This window comes from Sporichthyaceae bacterium (genome assembly GCA_036269075.1).
Lineage (GTDB): Bacteria > Actinomycetota > Actinomycetes > Sporichthyales > Sporichthyaceae > DASQPJ01.
In genome coordinates this window covers 1-18,235 of sequence record DATASX010000032.1, presented here as the reverse complement: position 1 = coordinate 18,235, position 18,235 = coordinate 1, and the positions used below count along the sequence as shown (strand labels likewise).

16 protein-coding genes are annotated in these 18,235 nt (G+C 67.9%); 10 read left to right on the top strand and 6 right to left on the bottom strand.

Features of this window, described 5'->3' with window-relative positions; genetic code table 11:
• Positions 1–4: 4 nt before the first annotated feature.
• Complete coding sequence (locus tag VHU88_06205; protein ID HEX3611262.1) at positions 5–1,249, bottom strand: acyl-CoA dehydrogenase family protein; 1,245 nt, start codon at positions 1,247–1,249, stop codon at positions 5–7.
• A gap of 95 nt (positions 1,250–1,344) precedes the next feature.
• Between VHU88_06205 and VHU88_06200 the strand changes: the two genes are divergently transcribed.
• Positions 1,345–2,298 (top strand): helix-turn-helix domain-containing protein, encoded by a 954-nt coding sequence (locus VHU88_06200; protein ID HEX3611261.1) that lies wholly within the window; start codon positions 1,345–1,347, stop codon positions 2,296–2,298.
• On the opposite strand, the gene VHU88_06195 is transcribed toward VHU88_06200, so the two are convergent.
• The 3 genes from VHU88_06195 to VHU88_06185 all read right to left on the bottom strand — a co-directional run bounded on the left by VHU88_06195 (position 2,284) and on the right by VHU88_06185 (position 4,923).
• Positions 2,284–3,336 carry a HoxN/HupN/NixA family nickel/cobalt transporter gene (locus VHU88_06195; protein ID HEX3611260.1) on the bottom strand — a complete coding sequence of 351 codons (1,053 nt, stop codon included), beginning with the start codon at positions 3,334–3,336 and terminating at the stop codon, positions 2,284–2,286. The two genes, VHU88_06200 and VHU88_06195, sit on opposite strands and share 15 nt — an antisense overlap.
• Positions 3,337–3,370: 34 nt before the next feature.
• Positions 3,371–4,204 (bottom strand): alpha/beta hydrolase, encoded by an 834-nt coding sequence (locus VHU88_06190; GenBank protein ID HEX3611259.1) that lies wholly within the window; start codon positions 4,202–4,204, stop codon positions 3,371–3,373.
• Positions 4,205–4,317: 113 nt separating this feature from the next.
• Entirely contained in the window at positions 4,318–4,923 is a 606-nt protein-coding gene (locus VHU88_06185; protein HEX3611258.1) for a muconolactone Delta-isomerase family protein, read from the bottom strand.
• Positions 4,924–5,072: 149 nt separating this feature from the next.
• Here VHU88_06185 and VHU88_06180 point away from each other — a divergent pair, with 149 nt between their 5' ends.
• Both VHU88_06180 and VHU88_06175 read left to right on the top strand, forming a co-directional pair.
• A complete protein-coding gene (locus tag VHU88_06180) occupies positions 5,073–6,035 on the top strand; it encodes a DUF4331 family protein (GenBank protein ID HEX3611257.1) in 963 nt (320 codons plus the stop codon).
• A complete protein-coding gene (locus VHU88_06175; GenBank protein HEX3611256.1) occupies positions 6,032–6,748 on the top strand; it encodes an SDR family oxidoreductase in 717 nt (238 codons plus the stop codon). The genes VHU88_06180 and VHU88_06175 overlap by 4 nt, the downstream gene beginning before the upstream one ends.
• A gap of 4 nt (positions 6,749–6,752) precedes the next feature.
• Here VHU88_06175 and VHU88_06170 read toward each other — a convergent pair whose 3' ends face one another.
• Positions 6,753–9,503 carry an AAA family ATPase gene (locus tag VHU88_06170; protein ID HEX3611255.1) on the bottom strand — a complete coding sequence of 917 codons (2,751 nt, stop codon included), beginning with the start codon at positions 9,501–9,503 and terminating at the stop codon, positions 6,753–6,755.
• Between the two features lie 270 nt (positions 9,504–9,773).
• Here VHU88_06170 and VHU88_06165 point away from each other — a divergent pair, with 270 nt between their 5' ends.
• From VHU88_06165 to VHU88_06145, 5 genes are all read left to right on the top strand, one after another.
• Positions 9,774–10,091, top strand: coding sequence for an antibiotic biosynthesis monooxygenase (locus tag VHU88_06165; protein HEX3611254.1), 318 nt, complete (start codon positions 9,774–9,776; stop codon positions 10,089–10,091).
• A gap of 13 nt (positions 10,092–10,104) precedes the next feature.
• Positions 10,105–11,343, top strand: a complete 1,239-nt coding sequence (ccrA, locus tag VHU88_06160) for a crotonyl-CoA carboxylase/reductase (GenBank protein HEX3611253.1) — start codon at positions 10,105–10,107, stop codon at positions 11,341–11,343.
• 5 nt (positions 11,344–11,348) lie between these two features.
• Positions 11,349–13,232 carry an AMP-binding protein gene (locus tag VHU88_06155; protein ID HEX3611252.1) on the top strand — a complete coding sequence of 628 codons (1,884 nt, stop codon included), beginning with the start codon at positions 11,349–11,351 and terminating at the stop codon, positions 13,230–13,232.
• Positions 13,233–13,368: 136 nt separating this feature from the next.
• On the top strand, positions 13,369–13,995 hold the full coding sequence (locus VHU88_06150) for a hypothetical protein (protein ID HEX3611251.1): 627 nt from the start codon (positions 13,369–13,371) through the stop codon (positions 13,993–13,995).
• A 7-nt stretch (positions 13,996–14,002) separates the two neighbouring features.
• Positions 14,003–15,070 (top strand): DUF4331 family protein, encoded by a 1,068-nt coding sequence (locus VHU88_06145; GenBank protein ID HEX3611250.1) that lies wholly within the window; start codon positions 14,003–14,005, stop codon positions 15,068–15,070.
• On the opposite strand, the gene VHU88_06140 is transcribed toward VHU88_06145, so the two are convergent.
• Positions 15,043–15,369: a muconolactone Delta-isomerase family protein gene (locus VHU88_06140; protein HEX3611249.1), complete on the bottom strand. Its 327-nt coding sequence runs from the start codon at positions 15,367–15,369 to the stop codon at positions 15,043–15,045. The genes VHU88_06145 and VHU88_06140 overlap by 28 nt on opposite strands.
• Before the next feature lie 41 nt (positions 15,370–15,410).
• Between VHU88_06140 and VHU88_06135 the strand changes: the two genes are divergently transcribed.
• Together VHU88_06135 and VHU88_06130 are read left to right on the top strand one after the other, a co-directional pair.
• On the top strand, positions 15,411–16,820 hold the full coding sequence (locus VHU88_06135) for an MmgE/PrpD family protein (GenBank protein ID HEX3611248.1): 1,410 nt from the start codon (positions 15,411–15,413) through the stop codon (positions 16,818–16,820).
• Between the two features lie 311 nt (positions 16,821–17,131).
• Entirely contained in the window at positions 17,132–18,202 is a 1,071-nt protein-coding gene (locus VHU88_06130; GenBank protein ID HEX3611247.1) for an alpha/beta hydrolase, read from the top strand.
• Positions 18,203–18,235 lie beyond the last annotated feature (33 nt).

Genomic DNA, 18,235 nt, shown 5'->3' with positions numbered 1-18,235 from the left:
CTCCCTATCGGGCTTCGGCCGAGGCCATGGAGTCGTAGCCGGGTGTCATGAAGGTGCGGTGCAGTTGTCGGCGGCGGACGCCCATGTTGCCGCCGTCGTAGAGGGGGAAGCACAAGGCGTCCTGGATGAGTCCGGACAGCGGGCTCAGGTCGCTGTAGCTGTTGACCCCGACCAGACGCATCGCGTCGTAGACGACCTGGACGCACAGTTCGGAGCTGTAGATCTTGGTCATGATGGCCAGTTCGTCGCTGGAGTGGTCCAGGTCGAACTGGTGGCAGGCCTTCCAAGTCAGGTATCGAGCGGCCTCGATGCGCATCTTCAGGTCGGCCAGCATGTAGCCGGCGTTCTGGTGCTCGATCACGAACACGTCGCCGCCGCGCTTGTCGGTCCTGGCGAACTCGAAGGCCAGATCGAACGCGGCGCGCATGACCCCGACGCAGGCGGCGCCGATGATGGCCGCGGTCCAGGAGAACGTCTGCCGGCAGATCATGGGGCCGTCCCCGGGCTTGCCGAGGATGTTGCCCGCCGGCACGTGGACGTCGTTGAAGTGGACGATCGGTGAGGCGACCGCGCGGTGCCCGACGGTGTCCAGGTAGCCGACCAGTTCGATGCCGGGCGCGTCGCCGGGCACGACGATGACCGCGAGTGAGTCCGGGGTGGGTTTGTCCGGGTCGGTGCGGCACACGACGGTGTAGAGGTAGGCGCCGGTGCCGTCGAATCCGCTGCCGTTGTTGGTGAAGTGCTTCTTGCCGTTGATCACCCACTCGTCGCCCTCGCGGCGTGCCAGGGTGCGGACGCCCGCGCCGGGAGCGGGGTTGTCGAAGTTCGCCCCTCCGATGGTCTCGGTGGCGGCGAACGAGGCCAGATTGTGTTCCGGGTCCTCCAGCAGCCCCGAGACGAACCGGCGTTTCTGGTCATCGGTGCCGAAGCTGAGGATCGGTTCCATGCCCAGGCCGCAGCCGAGCAGCGTAGTGGGCACGTTGATGTCCACGGCGGTCAATTCCTCGGCGGCCAAGGCGAAATCCAGGGTCGACATGCCTCCCCCGCCGTACTCCTCGGGGAACATCGCGTGCACGAAACCGGCCTTTGCCAGCTGGGCGTACATGGGTTGGGTGGCGAAGAACCGGTCCTCAGGTTTGGGCAGCGGGTCGATGACCGAACGGACCTCGGACAGCACGGTCCGGGCGAACTCGCGAGCATTCGCCTGCAGGGCCTGCTGTTCCGGGCTGAGCCGGAAGTCGATGGCCATGAGTGCCCGTCCCTTCTCGTCCTGCGCCCGAAGCTAGTGGCCGCAGCCGATGCGGAACTAGTGGCGTATGCGCCCGGTTCGCTAGCGTTTGCGCCATGCGTATCGGATTGATCGCCGTCGACGGTTGTTTCGGTTCCGCGGTCGCGTCGCTGGTAGACATCATCGGCACCGCCGAGATCGTGCGAGCCTCGGTCGACGCGGCCATCCCACCGATCGAGCTGTCGATCGCCGGGGTCCGGCGGCGGGTGACCACCTCCAGCGGCATGGTCATCCCGACCACCCGCAGTCTTCGGGAACTCGAGGATCTCGACGTCGTGGTGGTGGCCACCCTCGGCACCTTCACGGGGCCGGCCACCGAGGAGGCCATGGAACATCCGGACACCCGCGCGGTGGTCCGGGCCCTGCGTTCCCTCGATTCCCAGCGCACCCGGTTGGCGGCCGCTTGCACCGGGGTGTTCCCGCTCGCCGAGGCCGGTCACCTCGACGGGCGGTTGGCCACGACCACCTGGTTCCTCACCCCGACCTTTCGTGCTCGTTATCCGCGTGTGTCACTGGACCTGGAGCGGATGGTCGTCGCCGACGGTCCGGTGCTGACCGCCGGTGCCGCCTTCGCGCACATCGATCTGGGGTTGGCGATCCTGCGTTCGATCAGTCCGGAGCTCACCGGCCAGGTCGCCCGGCTGCTGCTCATCGACGAACGGCCCGCGCAGTCTGCCTACGTCGTCTACGACAATCTCCAGCACGAGGATCCGCTAGTGCTCGCCTTCGAACGCTACGTGCGCCGCCACCTGAAGAAGCCGTTCGACATCCGCCTGGCCACACGGGCGATCGGCACCAGTCGCCGCACGTTGGAACGGCGCACGCGCGAGGTTCTCGGCATGAGTCCGTTGGACATCGTGCACCGGATCCGGCTCGAGCGGGCCGCCCATCTGCGCCGGACGACCGGCCTGAGCAGTGAGGCGATAGCAGCCCGCGTCGGCTACGCCAACGCCGAGACACTGCGCGCACTCGAACGTCGCGCCGCGCGCCCCGACTCAACCCGATCCTGACACCTGAGCAGATTCAGGGCCCCGCAGAGCGGCGGACCACTTCTGCTCGACGTGGGCGAAACGCCAGACCGACAGCGCGATGACCCAGGTGACGACGAACAGGCCGACGATGACGAAGCCGGCTTTGTTCAGGTCGAAGTTGTTCACGTAGTCCCACAGGCCGCCGGTGAGGTTCAGCCGGCCGGCGGTCACCTGCAGGACCTCCAGCCCACCGATGAACCCGGCCACGATCACCGACAGGCCCGTGATCGTCAGGTTGTAGAACACTTTCCGGACGGGCTTGGAGAAGGCCCAGCCGTAAGTGAAGTTCATGAAGGTGCCGTCGACGGTGTCGAACAGGCACATCCCGGCGGCGAACAGGAACGGCAGCGACGCGATCGCGTACCAGGGCAGTCCACCGACGGCCCGTTCCGAGGCAAGCACCAGCAGCGCGACCTCGGTGGCGGTGTCGAAACCGAGGCCGAACAGCACCCCGACCAGGTACATCTGGCCCGGTCGGGTGATGGACCTCGTGACCGGACGCAGGACGCGGTTCATCAGGCCGCGATTGTTCAGGTGCTCCTCGAGAGCCGCCTCGTCGTACTCGCCTCGCCGCATCGCGCGGAGGACCCTGAGGATGCCCAGCAGGATGACGATGTTGATCCCGGCGATGAGGATCAGGAACCCGCCGGAAACGGAGGTGCCGATCAACCCGGCGACCTGGTGCAGTCCGGAGTTGTCGTCCGCCACCGGGCCGACCAGCGACTTGATTCCCAGCGACAGCAGGAACGCCAGGACGAGCACCACCGTCGAGTGACCCAGGGAGAACCAGAAACCCACCGACAGCGGACGCTTCTCCTCGCTGATCAGCTTGCGGGTGGTGTTGTCGATGGCGGCGATGTGGTCGGCGTCGAAGGCATGCCGCATGCCCAAGGTGTACGCGCTCACCCCGACGCCCAGGCCGAAAGTCTTCGTCCCCAGAGTGTGCTGGTGGGAGGCGAGGAACGCCGCGAGGCTGACCCAGCCGACCACGTTGAGGACGACGATCGTCGAGGTCATCCCGCCGAGCTTGATCCATTCGGTGCGGGTCAGGCTACTTCGCGAGAAAGGCCAGCAACGCACTGTTCACCTCGTCCGGGTGGGTCCACGCGATGTTGTGTGGGCCTCCTTCCACGGTGACGAATTCGAGGTCCTTGATCAGACCCGGTATGCGTGCGGCCGTTGCGGCGTAGGGGAGGATCCGGTCCGCGTCGCCGTGGATCAGCAACGTCGGCACGTCGATCTTCGACAGGTCGTCGCGGAAGTCGGTCAGCCAGGTGTCCACGCAGGCGTGGGCGGCGTACGGCGAGGCGGCGATGGCGAGGGTGAAGCTGTTCTGCCAGGCCTGCTCACTGATCCGGGTGCCGCCCAGCACGTCGACGTTGTAGAAGTTGTCGAGGAAGTTCTTGAAATAGGCGGGCCGGTCGTTCACGACGGCCGCCTTGATGTCGTCGAACACCGATCCGTCGACCCCGTCCGGGTTGTCGCCGGTCCGCAGCAGGAACGGTGGGATCGCCCCGAGGAGAACGGCCTTCGCGACGCGGGCCGAGCCGTAGGCGCCCAGGTAGCGAGCCACCTCTCCGGTGCCCATCGAGAAACCGACCAGGACGACATCGTTCAGGTCGAGATGCTCGACCAGGGCATTCAGGTCGGCGGCAAACGTGTCGTAGTCGTAACCCACGGTGGGTTGGCTGGACTTGCCGAAGCCGCGCCGGTCATAGGTGATCACTCGGTACCCGGCCTGCAGCAGGACCCGCTCCTGCTTCTCCCACGACGCGCCGTTCAGTGGATAGCCGTGGATCAGCACGACCGGTCGACCGGAACCGTGGTCCTCGTAGTGGATCTCGATCGCGGCGCTGTTCTCGGCGCCGACGGTGATGCGTGGCATGGGGGTCTCCGTCCCGTTGAGTGGCTGAGCATCGGTGATCCGATGCCCAGCCACCGTCTCGGGCCAAGGGATGGAACCACACCCGGGTCCACCCCCGGCCGACGCCGGGTCGTTCACACCGCGGCCGCGGCCGGATCGCTCGGGTGCTCGCTGAGCTGGGTCGGGTCCGTCGTCATCCACTTGTCCATGGGCAGGGAGGCGAGCATCGCCGCGAGCTGCTCGGCGTCCTCGGCCCGCCACAGACCCAGCGCCCGCCAGCTCGCCGGCGTGGGCGCCAGCATCCACAGCCGGACGAGGTTTCCCTGCGCGGCGAGCTCGCGCGTCCGCTCGGCCTCGCCGGCCTTGATCCGGTCCAGCTCCGCGGGATCGACATCCTCGGGAATCGTCACGGTGAACGTGGTCAGGAAGTCGGTGCCACCGCCCGCGTGGGACGGCGGCGGGTCGTTGGGATGGGCCCCGAGGACGACAACCTGATCGGAGCGCCAGACACGCAACGGCATCGAGGCGAGCACCTTCTCCAGTTCGACCTCGTCGTTGGCGGCGAACAGCCCGATCGTGCGCCATTCGCCCGGTTGCAACGGAGGTCGCCACAAGCGCAACAGGTTGCCCTGCGCGGCAAGCTCGCGCGCCCGGGCCGCCTCGCGGCTCCGCATCTGCTCAACCGCCTCGTCCGTGGTTTTGTCCGGAACCAGCGTCGTCATCGTGACGAGATACTCCATCGCCGGGTGCCCCCTCGATTCAGCTGCTCGGGTCGACGGCGCCGGCCCCACGGCAGATACTTCCCGGTTCGCCGTACGGCCCAGGCCCGGGGAATGCCCGGGCATTCCCCGGGTGCGCCCGGGCAGCCGCGGGCACGAGGCTGCGGCACATGTCGAACCACTTCAGTGCCGCCAATCTGAAATTCCCCGAGGACGACGCGCGTCTGGACCTCACCGACCTGTTCGTGTTTCCCGCGCCGGACGACCCGGACCGGACCGTGCTCATCCTCGACGCCAATCCGTTCATGACCGGCTCGGAGTTCCACCCGGACGCGGTCTACCGCATCCACATCGACAACGACGCCGACGTGCAGGCCGATGTGGCGTTCAGCTTCGTGTTCTCCGAACCACAGGGCGGCAGGCAGACCGCGACCGCGTACTACGCCACCGGCAGCCAGGCCCGCGAACCGGAGCCCACTGGTGCAGTGCTCATCGCGGCCGCCCCGGTCGGCCTCGACGCGAACGCGGACCCGGTCGAGACGAGCCGTTGCCGGTTGTTCTTCGGAGTGCGCAGCGACCCGTTCTTCGCCGACGCCGAAGGCTTCCTCCACGGTTTCGAATGGACCGGTGTCGACACCTTCGCGGGCAAGAACGTGCTGAGCATCGCCCTGGAGGTCCCCAACGACATGCTGGGTGCCGGCCCGGTGATCGGGCTCTGGGCCACGGTAAGCGTGCGCCGCGACGGCAAGCTCGTGCAGGTCGAGCGCGACGGCCATCCGTCGATGAACCCGATCGTCATCGCCGACGAGGCGAAGAACGACTTCAACGCCGGTCACCCGGCCGACGACGTTCAGCTCTACCTCGAGCCGTTGTCCAAGCTGCTTCAGGAACACGGCTACGAGACATCCGCCGCGTACTCGGCAGCGCTGACCCTGCTGCCGGACATCCTCGGCTACGACCGCAGCCGGCCCGCCGGCTATCCCAACGGGCGCGTCCTCACCGACGACGTGTTCGCGGCCCGAACCGCCTACCTGACCAACGGAAAATTCAGCTCCAGCGGCGTCAAACCGCACGCGGACCTGCGAGCGGAATTCCCCTTCCTCGGCGTGCCGAACCAGGAGACCACATCATGACCACCGTCGACCAACGAGTTGCCGTCATCACCGGCGCGTCCCAGGGCATCGGCGCCGCGCTGGTGGAGGCCTACCGCAAACGGGGTTGGGCCGTCGTCGCCAACTCCCGCTCGATCCAGGCATCCGGCGACGCGGACATCCTCGCCGTGCCCGGTGACATCGCCGACCCGGCCACGGCGCGCAACGTGATCGACAATGCCGTACGGGAATTCGGCCGGGTGGACACGCTCGTCAACAACGCGGGGATCTTCATCGCCAAGCCGTTCACCGACTACACGGCCGAGGAGTACCAGGCCCTGATCGCAGTCAATCTCACCGGCTTCTTCACCACCACTCAGCTGGCCATCGCGCAGATGCTGCGCCAGGGCGACGGCGGCCTTGTCGTGCAGGTGACGACCAGCCTGGTCGACAACGCGAGCAGCATGGTGCCCTCGGTACTGGCCTCGCTCACCAAGGGCGGTCTGCAGTCGGCGACCAAGTCGCTGGCCATCGAGTTCGCCAGACGGGGCGTGCGAGTCAATGCCGTCGCGCCCGGCATCATCCAGACCCCGATGCACTCGCCGGAGAATTTCGAGGTCATGGCCGGGATGCACCCGATCGGCCGCATGGGCATGATCAGCGACATCGTCGACGGCGTCCTCTACCTGCAGGACGCACCCTTCGTCACTGGCGAGATCTTGCATGTCGACGGCGGGCAGAGCGCGGGCCGCTGACGGGTCAGTCGGGTGGCTGATCGGGAGGGAAGTCGAGCACCGAGTTCCGCAGCTGTCTGCGTGAGGAGATGCCGAGCTTGGCGAAGACCTTCCCGAGATGCCATTCGACGGTCCGCGGGCTGACGAAGAGACGGGTACCGATTTCGGCATTGGACAGGCCGTCGCGGGCGAAGCGGGCGATGTGGAACTCCTGCACAGTCAGCTCCTCGGTGGTCTCGATGCTGCGCTGAAGTGTTTTCTCGCCCATCACGACGAGCTCCCGCCGGGCTCGTTCGGCGAAGCCCGTGGCCCCCATGGCCAGCAGCGTCTCGTGCGCGGCGCGTAGCTGCTCACGTGCCTCGGTCCGCTCACCGGTGCGGCGCAGCCACTCGCCGTACAGGAGGCGACCCCGGGAAACCTCCGTGCGCAGACCCGCGCGGTCCAGGTGCTCGATCGACTCGCGGAACGACGCGGCCACGTCTGGGCCGCCCTGGATCGCGCGGAGCCGGGCTGCCATACCCAGTGCCCAATCGGTCGGCGTGGCAGCGGAACGCGCCGACATCCGCTGCGAGGCGGCCGTCACCAGGTCGGTGTCCCCGGTCCGCGAGGCCGCCTCGGCAAGCTCGGAGACCACCATCATCGAGTAGCCGCCCACGGCATCACGGTCGAAGACCTCGCGGGCGGCCTTCACCGCGATGTCGTGCCGACCGAGGCCGTTGTTCAGCACCGCACTGGCGTAGCCGGCGAAGTTGACGATCCGCCCCTCGCCCAATGCCAGGGCCTCATCGCGAACGGCGGCGATCAGCCGCGAGGCCCCATCGCCGGTGCAGCGCAGGGCAGCAAGCAGCGTCGCCGCGTAGCCGACCGGGCGATTGCCGGTGATATCGGAGACCATTCGGTCCTCGTCGATCAGTACGGCGGCATCAGTCAACCGTCCCGCCAGCAACTCGACGACCGCGAGCGCGTTGACCGCGAACTGCAACTGCACCAGCGCTCCGGCGTCCCGAGCCCGTTGAACTTGTGCCTGTGCCAGGCAGCGCCCGGCTTCGAAGTCCCACAGCTCGGAGGCGAGGTACCCGGTGAACAGGTCGCTGCCCAGCCAGAGCAACCGGCTCACGTCCTCGCCGCGGTGATCGATGTTCCGAACGCTGTCCAAGGCTCGAGTCAGGGATGGCACAGCCGCGGCGTGGCCGTCGATGAATCGCGTGGCCAACGCGTCGAGGACCAGGTCGGTGACCCGCGGCTCCGGACGGATCGTGGCCGCGGCCCGGGCGGCTGCCGCGACGGCGCCGGCCGCGTCGTCCGTCGTGCTCGACAAAACCGCGGCACCGAGCGCGTCGAGGTACGCCTCCTGGGCCAATTCGCGATCGAGCGGCTCGAGTTGTCGGGCGGCGTCGACCAGGACGGGAACGGCCTCGGTGGCTCGGCGCTGGTCGAAGGCGATTCGTCCCCGCAGATGCTTCGCCTCGGCAGTGCGCAACTCGTCGGCCGGGCCGGCTTCGACCGCGGCCAGCAGCGCGAGAGCTGCATCGAGCGCGCCGCCACCGCGCTTGCGCCAGGCTGCGGCGAGCTCGCGGTCTGCTCGCCGGTCGGAGTCGGGTGTGAGACTCGCTGCACGTTCCAACAGAGCGGCGGCGGCCAGCAGGCCACCGCGGGATTGCGCTCGTGCCGCTGACAATTCGAGCGCAGCCGCGATCTGTTCGTCGGGTACCGGAGATGCGTGCGCGCGGTGCCAAGCACGCCGGTCGGGGTCGACGTCCGCGTCGGTCGCCTCCGCCAGCGCACGGTGTGCTGCCTGTCGTATCTCGGTGGACGCGCGGCGATAGGCGGCCGCGCGGACCAACGGATGCCGGAAGCGAATGCGGGAGCCCAACTGAATCAACCCCGCCGCCTCGGCAGCGTCGCCCGCGTTCGGGCCGAGCCCCAGCAGTGCGGCGGCGCGCCACAGCAGAGTTGCGTCGCCGAGTGGTTCCGCAGCCGCAGCCACGAGCAGACGCCGCGTGTCCTCCGGCAGCGCCGACAATCGCCGCACGAAGCTCTGCTCGATGCGGCTGACCAACGGATCCGGTCGCTCGAATCCATCCGCAAGCTCGGCGGCGGTCCAGGCACGTGGCAATTCGAGCAGCGCAAGTGGATTGCCGCGGGTCTCGGCAATGATCCGGTCGCGGACGCGAGCATCCATCGGCCGTTTGACCACCGAGTCCAGCAGACGCCCGGCCTCGACTTCACCCAGGCCAGTGACCGTGAGTTCGGGTAGGCCGCGGAAGTCGCGATCGTCGCCGGGCTCCCGCATCGCCAGGACGAGGACGACTCGCTCTGCCATGAGGCGGCGTGCTACGAAGGCAAGTGTCTGCGCGGACGCCCGGTCAAGCCACTGCGCGTCGTCGACGAGGCAGATCAGCGGCCGCTCCTCGGCGCGGTCCGCCAGGAGGTCCAGCACCGCGAGCCCAACCAGGAAGCGATCCGGCGCCTCCCCGCCGACGAGCCCGAACGCCTTGCTCAACGCGATCCGCTGCGGGTCGGGCAGGCGGTGGAGCCGGTCGAGGAAGGGGCCGCAGATCTGATGGAGTCCGGCATGGGCGAGCTCCATCTCGGCCTCGGCGCCGGAGGATCGCACGATCCGGAACCCGACGGCGCGCGACTCGAGTTGGTCGAGCAGCGCTGTCTTGCCGATCCCGGCCTCGCCGCGCACGACGAGCACCTGACTGCGCCCGGCGCGTGCCTCCGCGATCAGACCGTCTAGGGTCGCGCTCTCGTTGTGCCTTCCGAACAGCATGGCCGGACCGTCCTTGATTAGCCTGGTCAGGAGGTCTCCGTGGGAGGTTCCGACGCCCACGGGGCTCGCCGAAGTTCCGTCCCCGCCCAGTCGAAGACGGGTTTCGCGCGTACCTTATTCCCCCCCGGCAGCGATCAGCCACCAGCTCGATGACGATGACGCAAATGATGGTGAAGCAGGCGCATACGCCACTGGAGAGGGGCCCTCGCGACCCCTAGCGTCGGAGGGACGGGCCGTCGAACCACGCGGCGGCTGACCGGAGGAGAACCCGTGACGACAATTACCCCGACCCTCAACGTTTCCTTCGTCGTCAAGCTGGTCGCCAAACCGGAGACGGCCGAGGAAGTGGCCGGCTTCGTCGCCGGGGCGATCGGGCTGGCCAACGAGGAGGCCGGAACGATCGTCTGGCTCGCGCTGCGAACCGACGAGACGACGTTCTGGATCGTGGACGCGTTCCCCGACGAGGCCGCCCGCCAGGACCATCTGACCGGTCGCATCGCCGCCGCGCTGATGGCCAACGCCGAGCGCCTACTGGCCGTCGCGCCGGAGATCCTCCCCGCCGACGTCCTGGCCGCGAAGGTCCCGTGACCGGGGCCCGAGGATGATCGAGGCTGTTGCTGCCGGCTCGTTGCCGGAACTCGGGATCATTCCCGAGTTGATGTCCGCCCAGGTGCTGCGCACCGAGCGGTTGGGTGAACCGCGGACCGCCTTCCAGGTCGAGCAGTTGACCACGCCCATGCCGGGCCCCGGCGAGGTCCTCATCGCTGTGATGGCCGCGGGGATCAACTTCAACAACGTGTGGGCCGCGCGGGGTGTGCCGATCGATGTGATTGCGGAGCGTCAGCGGGCCGGTGAACCGTATGACTTCCATATCGGTGGTTCGGATGCCTCGGGAATCGTGTGGGCACTCGGCGGCGGTGTGGAAGGCCATCGGGTGGGCGACCACGTGGTGGTGCATCCGGGGTACTGGGATCCGACCGATCCGCAGGTGCGCCGCGGCGGGGATCCGATGCTTGGCGCCACTGCGCGGATCTGGGGCTACAACACGAACTTCGGTTCCTTTGCCCAGTTCTGCCTGGCCCAGGCCCACCAGGTCCTGCCCAAGGCCGAACACCTGACCTGGGCCGCCGCCGCGGCGCCGACGCTGGTCGGCGCCACCGCCTACCGGATGCTGCACGGCTGGGCCGGGCACACCGTCGAGCGTGACGACGTGGTTCTGGTGTGGGGCGGGTCCGGTGGGGTCGGCAGTCAGGCGATCCAGTTGGCGCGCGAGGCCGGTGCGCTTCCCGTCGCAGTGGTCTCCGATGCGGAGAAGGGTGCCTACTGCGAGAAGCTCGGCGCGGTCGGTTGGATCGACCGTCGGGACTTCGACCATTGGGGGACTCCGCCGCACTGGACCGACGAGGCGGGTCAGAAGCAGTGGTCGGCCTCGGCCCGGGCTTTCGGCAAGCGGCTCTGGGAGGTGGTCGGCTCCAAACGCAGCCCGCGGATAGTGGTGGAGCACCCGGGTGAGGACACCGTCCCCACCTCGATCTTCGTCTGCGACGCGGGCGGAATGGTCGTGATCTGCGCGGGCACCACGGGCTATTCGGCAGTGGTCGACCTGCGGCACCACTGGGTGCGGCAGAAGCGGCTGCAGGGGTCGCACGGCACCAACGACATCCAGGCCCGTGCCTACAACGAGTTGGTCCGGGCCGGGCGCGTCGACCCGTGCCTCGGCGACGTGCGGGCGTTCACCGAGGTTGGTCAGATCCACCAGGACATGGGGGACGGCCGACTCGGGCACGGCAACACCGTGGTCCTGGTCGGAGCCGACTCCGCCGAGGCCGGCGTGGGGTGAGGGCGGTGCCGGGTTTCGCAGATGTCCTCGAGGCGAGCCGTGCGGACCCCGAACGGTTCTGGTTGGATGCGGCCGGCTCCATCGACTGGGACCTCGAGCCCACCCGAGCCCTGGACAGCTCAGCGCGGCCGTTCTTCAGGTGGTTCCCCGACGGGCGGCTGAATGTGTGCCACAACCTGTTGGACCGTCACATCGAAGCCGGACGGGGTGATCAGCCGGCGCTGATCCATCACTCACCCGTCACAGGTACTCGCGCGAGCTGCACCTACGTCGAGCTGCGGGAGCAGGTCGCATTGTTCGCCGGTGTGCTGCGGGGCCTGGGCGTCGGCCGGGGCGACCGGGTCGTCATCTACCTGCCCATGGTCCCGCAGGCCGTGATCGCGATGCTGGCGTGCGTGCGCATCGGCGCGGTGCACTCAGTGGTGTTCGGCGGTTTCGCCCCGCGCGAGCTGGCCGCACGCATCGACGACGCGCGGCCGAAGGTCGTCGTGTCCGCCTCCTGCGGGGTCGAAGGCAGCCGCGTCATCGAGTACAAACCCTTGCTGGAGCAGGCTCTGCGGCTCGCGACACACGCCCCGGCGGCATCGGTGATCCTGCAGCGCCCGCAGGCCCCGGCGATCCTGGGGCCCGGCGACCTGGACTGGTCGACGGTGATGGCCGGCGCGGCGCCGGCCGAATGTGTCGCGGTAGCGGCCACCGATCCGCTGTACATCCTCTACACCTCGGGCACGACCGGGCGGCCGAAAGGCGTCGGGCACGACTGCGGCGGTTACGCGGTGGCGCTGGCCTGGTCGATGGCAAACATCTATGACGTCGGTCCGGGCGAGGTCATGTTCACCGCCTCGGACGTCGGGTGGGTGGTCGGGCACTCCTACTTGGTCTACGCACCATTGCTGGTCGGGGCCACAACCGTGCTCTACGAGGGAAAACCGGTCGGCACCCCGGACGCCGGGCAGTTCTGGCGGGTCCTGGCCGAGTACGGCGTGAAGGTCATGTTCACCGCTCCGACCGCGTTGCGCGCGATCCGAAAGGTCGATCCAGCAGGCGATCTCGTAGGCCGGTACGACCTGTCCGGCCTGCGCTACCTGTTCCTGGCCGGTGAACGGCTGGACCCGGAGACTTACCGATGGGCCGGCGAACTGCTCAGTGTGCCGGTGATCGATCATTGGTGGCAGACCGAGACCGGCTGGCCGATCGTGGCCAACCCGGCGGGGCTGGAGCTGCTGCCGATCAAGCCCGGTTCCCCGACAGTGGCCCTGCCGGGTTGGGACGTGCGTGTGCTCGACGTCGCGGGTGCGCCGGTCGGGGCCGGTACCGAGGGCTCGATCGCGATCGGGCTGCCGCTACCGCCCGGCGCACTGCCCACGTTGTGGAACGACGACGAGCGCTTCATCGCCTCATACCTGTCGACCTTCGAGGGCTACTACCTGACCGGCGACGGTGGCCACCTCGACGAGGACGGCTACCTGTTCGTGATGGGCCGCACCGACGATGTCATCAACGTGGCCGGACACCGGTTGTCCGCCGGTGGGATGGAGGAGGTCCTCACCGCGCATCCGGCGGTGGCCGAGTGTGCGGTCGTCGGCGTCGCCGACCTGATGAAAGGTCAGATCCCGCGCGGGTTCGTGGTCCTCAAGGCCAATGCCCGCGCCGAGGAAGGTCTGCTGCGGGCCGAGTTGGTGCAGTTGGTACGCGACCAGATCGGTGCGGTCGCCTCGCTGAAGGACATCGATTTCGTGGCCGGGCTGCCGAAGACCCGGTCGGGGAAGATCCTGCGCCGCACGATGCGCGACATCGCCGACGGCAAGGAGACGACGGTGCCTTCGACGATCGAGGACCCCTCTGTGCTGGAGGACCTGCGGCCGATTCTCCGCCGTCCCGTCACCTGATCCACCGGGTAAGCACCCCTGATCGCGTCGGACCCGGGTCGGGCCCGGGGGTTTGCCGGGTGCAACGACCTGCGTGAGAACGCGACCGTGGAGCTACGGCGTCGGGCGAGTCCCGACCACCGCAGGAAGGACACGGATGAAGGTCGTGCGCGGCAAGCCGAAACATTCAGCAGACGAACGCCCCGGGGGCCTGGGCGAGGCGGGGCCGAGTCGGCGTAGCCTCCTCGGCGGTCTGATAGCCGTCCCGGTGCTCTACCGGGTCGCGCCTGTCACCGCCGCTCCGGCCGCCACGGCGGCTCGGCCGAGAAGCGGGTCGGATGCATTCGGTGATCTGGAACGCGAGGTGGAGCGTCGATACAACGGCCCACTGCTCACTGCGGGGACCCGGCTGTTGCTGCCGGCGGGGATCAAGGCCGTGCCCATCGAGGACTTCTACCGGTATCCGCACCTGGCCTCCGCCGAATCGCACTGGCCGCGCATGACGGCAACCGACGGCACCACGGTCGACGCGTCGATCGTTCCCGAGCGTGGCGCCCCCACCCGTGTCGCGATCCTGAGCGGGTTCGCGGATGGCTGGTACGAACTCATCCATGCATTCGGCCGGGCCGATCGCGTGAGCTGGGATGCCCGCAAGTTCCCGTTCCTCTGGTTCTACGGCGAGTTCGGCGCCACGAACGAAACCCCGTACCACAACTGGTTCTACACGCTCGCGCTGCAGCCGATGTCTCGTAATCCCTATCCCCAGTCCACCGTGACCAGCTAGGAGCGGAATGTCCCACCACTTGGATGCCGCCGTAGACCCGACCCTGGACATCACCGATGCCTTCTGCTTCGCAGGTGCCGGGGACAGGTTCGGCCCACGGACGGTATTCGGGATGAACACCTCGCCGACGACCGGCGCGCCCTGGAACCCTGCGGGCTACTACGAGCTGAGGATCGACACCAACGGTGATCACGTCGAGGACATCACGTTCCGCGCCACCTTCCCGATCGGCGCCGACGGCACGCAGCACGTGAAGGTCGAGCAGCTCACTGGCGCCGCGGCCGCTGACCGCACTGCCGCGGGCACGGTCATCACGCCCCCCGACGCTCCCGTCGGAGAGGTGGTCGACTGCGCGGGCGGCATCAAGCTCTTCGCCGGGCAGCGCCGCGACCCGTTCTTCAACTACCTCCCGTACCCCCTCGCATCGACGACTGCCCTCGCGACCGGAACCAGCCCGGATTACGCGGCCCTGGGCCCGGCCCACAACGATTTCATGAACACCAGCGTCAGGTCCTTCGTGCTGGAGGTGCCAGTGCGGATCACGGGCCCTGGCCCGGTGAACTACTGGGCAACCACCGCGATCCACGATCTGGGCCACGGGGCCTGGTTCCAGCTCCAGCGCGCCGCCGCGCCGAACGTCAACACCGACTGGGACTTCCGCATCGGCTCGGCGCACGTGGACCCCAACACCACCGGCCCGAGCCATGACCTGGTGGGCAGGCCTGCCAACCCGGCTACCGACCCTGCCTCCGGAGTTTGGGGTCAGATCAGAGACACCGTGACAGCGGTCGTCGCGGCCCGCGGGACTTACGGCAACTCTCCACACCGCTATGCGACCCCGCTGGCCTACGGCGCCTGGGTGGCGGACACCCTGCTCCCCAACGTCCTCACCTTCACTCCCGGCACGGTCGCGCTGTGGGACCCCTGGCACGGCGTCAAGAACGGCAAGGGCCTGGTGGAGGACGCGGCGGACAACATGATCAAGTTGGTCATCAACGAGGACTTCAGCTCCGGCCTCAAAGCCGGGCCGCTCCTGGACCACTTCCCCTACGTCTCTCCGCCACCGACCGACTGACCCGGCCCCCGCAGCGCCGGATCGTTCGGGTGCACGCCAAGTGGCGTGATCTCGATCGTCATCCAGGAGTGCAGCGGCAGTGTCTCGAGGACCGCTCTGACGCCAGCGAGATCGTTAGCCACGAACAAGCCCAACGCTCCGCGCTCGCCGGGCTCGAGCGGTGGCCGCCAAAGTCGAAGAACCGCGCCACCGGCAGCCAGTTCCCGAATTCGCACGGCCTCACGTTCGTAACGATCACGAACCTCGCCGTCGGTGGTCCCCTCGGGCACGACGGTGCTCAACGCGACCAGAAACTCCATCTGGACTCCCGAAGACGGCACAGCGGAAGAAGAAGGGCATCATGACAGGCGACGGTTACCTGGTGGAGCGCCTCGCACAGTTCGTGGTCTGCGCCGCTCACGATGATCTGCGCGGGGATTCGCTGCGTGCAATGAAGCGAAACCTGCTCGACAGTCTCGCCTGCGCGCTCGGTTCCCTCGATGGCGAAATGGTGCCGTCCGTGCGTGCTCACGCGCGGTATTTCAGCAGCAAGCCGACCGCCACACTCATCGGTGGTGGCAAGGCTTCGGTCGATCAGGCCGCGTTCTTCAACGCGGTCCTGGTCCGATATCCAGATCTGCTGGACACGTACCTGACACCGGGCGGCCTGTGCCATCCCGCCGACAACCTCGGTGCGGTCCTGGCCGTCGCGGAACACACGCGGGCCGGCGGAGCTGAATTCCTTCTGGCGTTGGCTGTCGCGTACGAGGTCCAATGTCGCTTCAGCGCTGAGGTGCCCCTCATGGCGCAAGGCCTGAACCATGCGCTGCAACTGGCCATGTCGGTGGCTGCGGGTACCGCCAAGCTCCTCGGGTTGGACGTCGACCGGACGGCCGATGCCATCAGCGCCTCCAGCATCGACAACATCTCTCTCGCGGGCGTACACGCTGAACCTGTCGCCATGTGGAAAGGGGTCTCACCCGCCATCACGGGCATGCGCGCGGTGTATGCCACCATGCTCGCGCAGCGCGGTGTGACCGGACCCAGGGCGCTGTTCGAGGGGCCCAACGGGCTCGATCGGCTTCTCGGTCGCACCTTCGACCTGCGGCCGGCCGACCGAAGCCTCGACGCTGCCGGGCACACCTATCTGAAGAAGTACTGCGCGCTGATCCACGGCCAAGTGATCATCGACGCCACTCTCGCGCTACGGGAGGAACACGGGATCGAGGGAGCAGACGTCGAACATGTCGTCCTCGATGTGTTCCAAGGAGCCTTCGACTTCGCCGGCGGCGGACAGTACGGCAACAAGGACCACCCATGGACCAAGGAGCAGGCCGATTACAACGTCAAGTACCTGGTCGCCGTTGCCCTGCTCGATGGCGGGGTCGGCCCCGCACAACTGGAGACGTCCCGGGTCAGGCAGCCCGATGTGCAGGAGCTGCTCACCCGAGTGGCTGTCGTCCCGTCCGAGGAATTCACGGCGGCGTACCCGGATCGTACGCAGGCACGGGTGACCCTGAGCCTCCGTGGCGGCGAAGTCCTAAGCCGTTCACAGTCCGACTTCGAGGGCTCCTTGACCCGGCCGATGAGCTGGGATCGCGTCGTCGACAAGTTCCGCTGGCTCGCAGAGCCTTTTGCCGGTGAGGCATTGTGCGCCGAGATCATCGACGCAGTCGACCGCCTGGAGCATCTCGAGGTCGTAGAGCTGGCCCGCTTGCTCGCGGCGGCAAGTCCGCAGGCCCTCGGTGCACCGAGACCGACTCGATTCTGATCAGACAAGCATGGCGCAAACGATTGTGAACCTGCCGCATCCGCCACTCGATCGACTAGCTTCACGAGTCGTAAGGTGGAGCCGACCGGCCCACGTGCGGCGCCCGTACTCGCACCGAAAACGGATTTGTCACCGCGCCGCGCTGGACGACATCGATTCAGCCACCGGCAGCCGGCGACTATTTATTTAGCGTATTTCGAAGCTGCGGGCCACATCGTGACGGCGGCGGTAGTTGCTCGATCGCGAGCGAGCGTCTGCCCGCGTGAGTCGAATCCTGGCCTGAGCAGGCGTCACTATCCGTGGGAGTCCAGATGCGTTCCAAGAGTTTGACCGCAGTGTCCTGCGCGGCCCTGGCAGGGGTTCTGGCCATTCCGGCGTCGGCGCACGGGGCCGGCCGATCCACCTCGACGAGCGCGACCGATGACGCTGTGATGTCGATCGCCGTGTCGTTCCCTGTCCAGAACACCAACCACACCAGCGTGGCCTGCGTCAGTGACGGTGGGAACTACATGATCCGCGGGCACATAGTGGCGACCCGGGCAGCGTTGGCCCACCCGGAGGCGGCGACCCTGTACCTGCATGCCGTGACCCAGGGCGAGTTCTACTGGAACTTCAAGGGTGTCCCGGGCTACGACTACGCTGACCAGCAGGCGCGCAAGGGCCACATCTCGGTGACCATCGACCGGCTCGGCTACGGCGCGAGCGACAAGCCGCCGGGCCTGGGGAGCTGCTTCGGGTCGCAGGCCGACACCGCCCACCAGGTCGTGCAGGCACTGCGCAACGGCAAATACTCCTCCGACGCCGCCTCGCCCGCTTTCAGGAAGGTGTTCCTCGCCGGTCATTCCGCGGGTGGCCTCACCGCCACCATCGAGGCCTACACGTTCCACGACATCGACGGGCTGATCGATTTCGGCTGGGCCGATCAGACGACCGCGGCGTTCGCCGCCGAGGAGGTGTCCGACACCGAGAAACGCTGCGCCGAATCAGCGGCAGGCCTGTACAGCACGCCGGGGGCGCCGGCGAACTACACGCCCTTCGGCGACGGCGCGGCGGGCATCCTGTTCAGCAGCGCCTCGCAGGCGGTCCGCGCGGCGGTTCCCCGCGAGTCCGACCCGTGCGGAGACCTGCTCTCCTTCGGGGACGGCATCACGGCCGACTACACCGGCGTCTCGCAGACGACCGTCCCGGTGCTGATCATCGCCGGTGCGACGGACGAGCTGTTCCCGCCCCCCGCCCTGCGGATCCAGGCGGAGCGCTACACCTCCAGCTCGAAGGTCACCTACAAGGAGATGCCCGACACGGGACACGGCTTCGGTTACGAGGCCAGCCACCTGCAGACCGTGGACGTCGTGGACCAGTGGCTGCACGAGCTGGGCGGCTGATTCACGTCGTCGGCGACGACCTGCCGTGGAGGC

Coding starts and splice junctions, on each gene's coding strand:
- VHU88_06180 (HEX3611257.1), top strand. CDS start 5,073: ATGTCGAACCACTTCAGTGCCGCCAATCTGAAATTCCCCGAGGACGAC.
- VHU88_06205 (HEX3611262.1), bottom strand. CDS start 1,249: ATGGCCATCGACTTCCGGCTCAGCCCGGAACAGCAGGCCCTGCAGGCG.
- VHU88_06170 (HEX3611255.1), bottom strand. CDS start 9,503: ATGCTGTTCGGAAGGCACAACGAGAGCGCGACCCTAGACGGTCTGATC.
- ccrA (HEX3611253.1), top strand. CDS start 10,105: ATGATCGAGGCTGTTGCTGCCGGCTCGTTGCCGGAACTCGGGATCATT.
- VHU88_06135 (HEX3611248.1), top strand. CDS start 15,411: ATGACAGGCGACGGTTACCTGGTGGAGCGCCTCGCACAGTTCGTGGTC.
- VHU88_06195 (HEX3611260.1), bottom strand. CDS start 3,336: ATGACCTCGACGATCGTCGTCCTCAACGTGGTCGGCTGGGTCAGCCTC.
- VHU88_06150 (HEX3611251.1), top strand. CDS start 13,369: ATGAAGGTCGTGCGCGGCAAGCCGAAACATTCAGCAGACGAACGCCCC.
- VHU88_06190 (HEX3611259.1), bottom strand. CDS start 4,204: ATGCCACGCATCACCGTCGGCGCCGAGAACAGCGCCGCGATCGAGATC.
- VHU88_06145 (HEX3611250.1), top strand. CDS start 14,003: ATGTCCCACCACTTGGATGCCGCCGTAGACCCGACCCTGGACATCACC.
- VHU88_06140 (HEX3611249.1), bottom strand. CDS start 15,369: ATGGAGTTTCTGGTCGCGTTGAGCACCGTCGTGCCCGAGGGGACCACC.
- VHU88_06175 (HEX3611256.1), top strand. CDS start 6,032: ATGACCACCGTCGACCAACGAGTTGCCGTCATCACCGGCGCGTCCCAG.
- VHU88_06130 (HEX3611247.1), top strand. CDS start 17,132: ATGCGTTCCAAGAGTTTGACCGCAGTGTCCTGCGCGGCCCTGGCAGGG.
- VHU88_06185 (HEX3611258.1), bottom strand. CDS start 4,923: ATGGAGTATCTCGTCACGATGACGACGCTGGTTCCGGACAAAACCACG.
- VHU88_06200 (HEX3611261.1), top strand. CDS start 1,345: ATGCGTATCGGATTGATCGCCGTCGACGGTTGTTTCGGTTCCGCGGTC.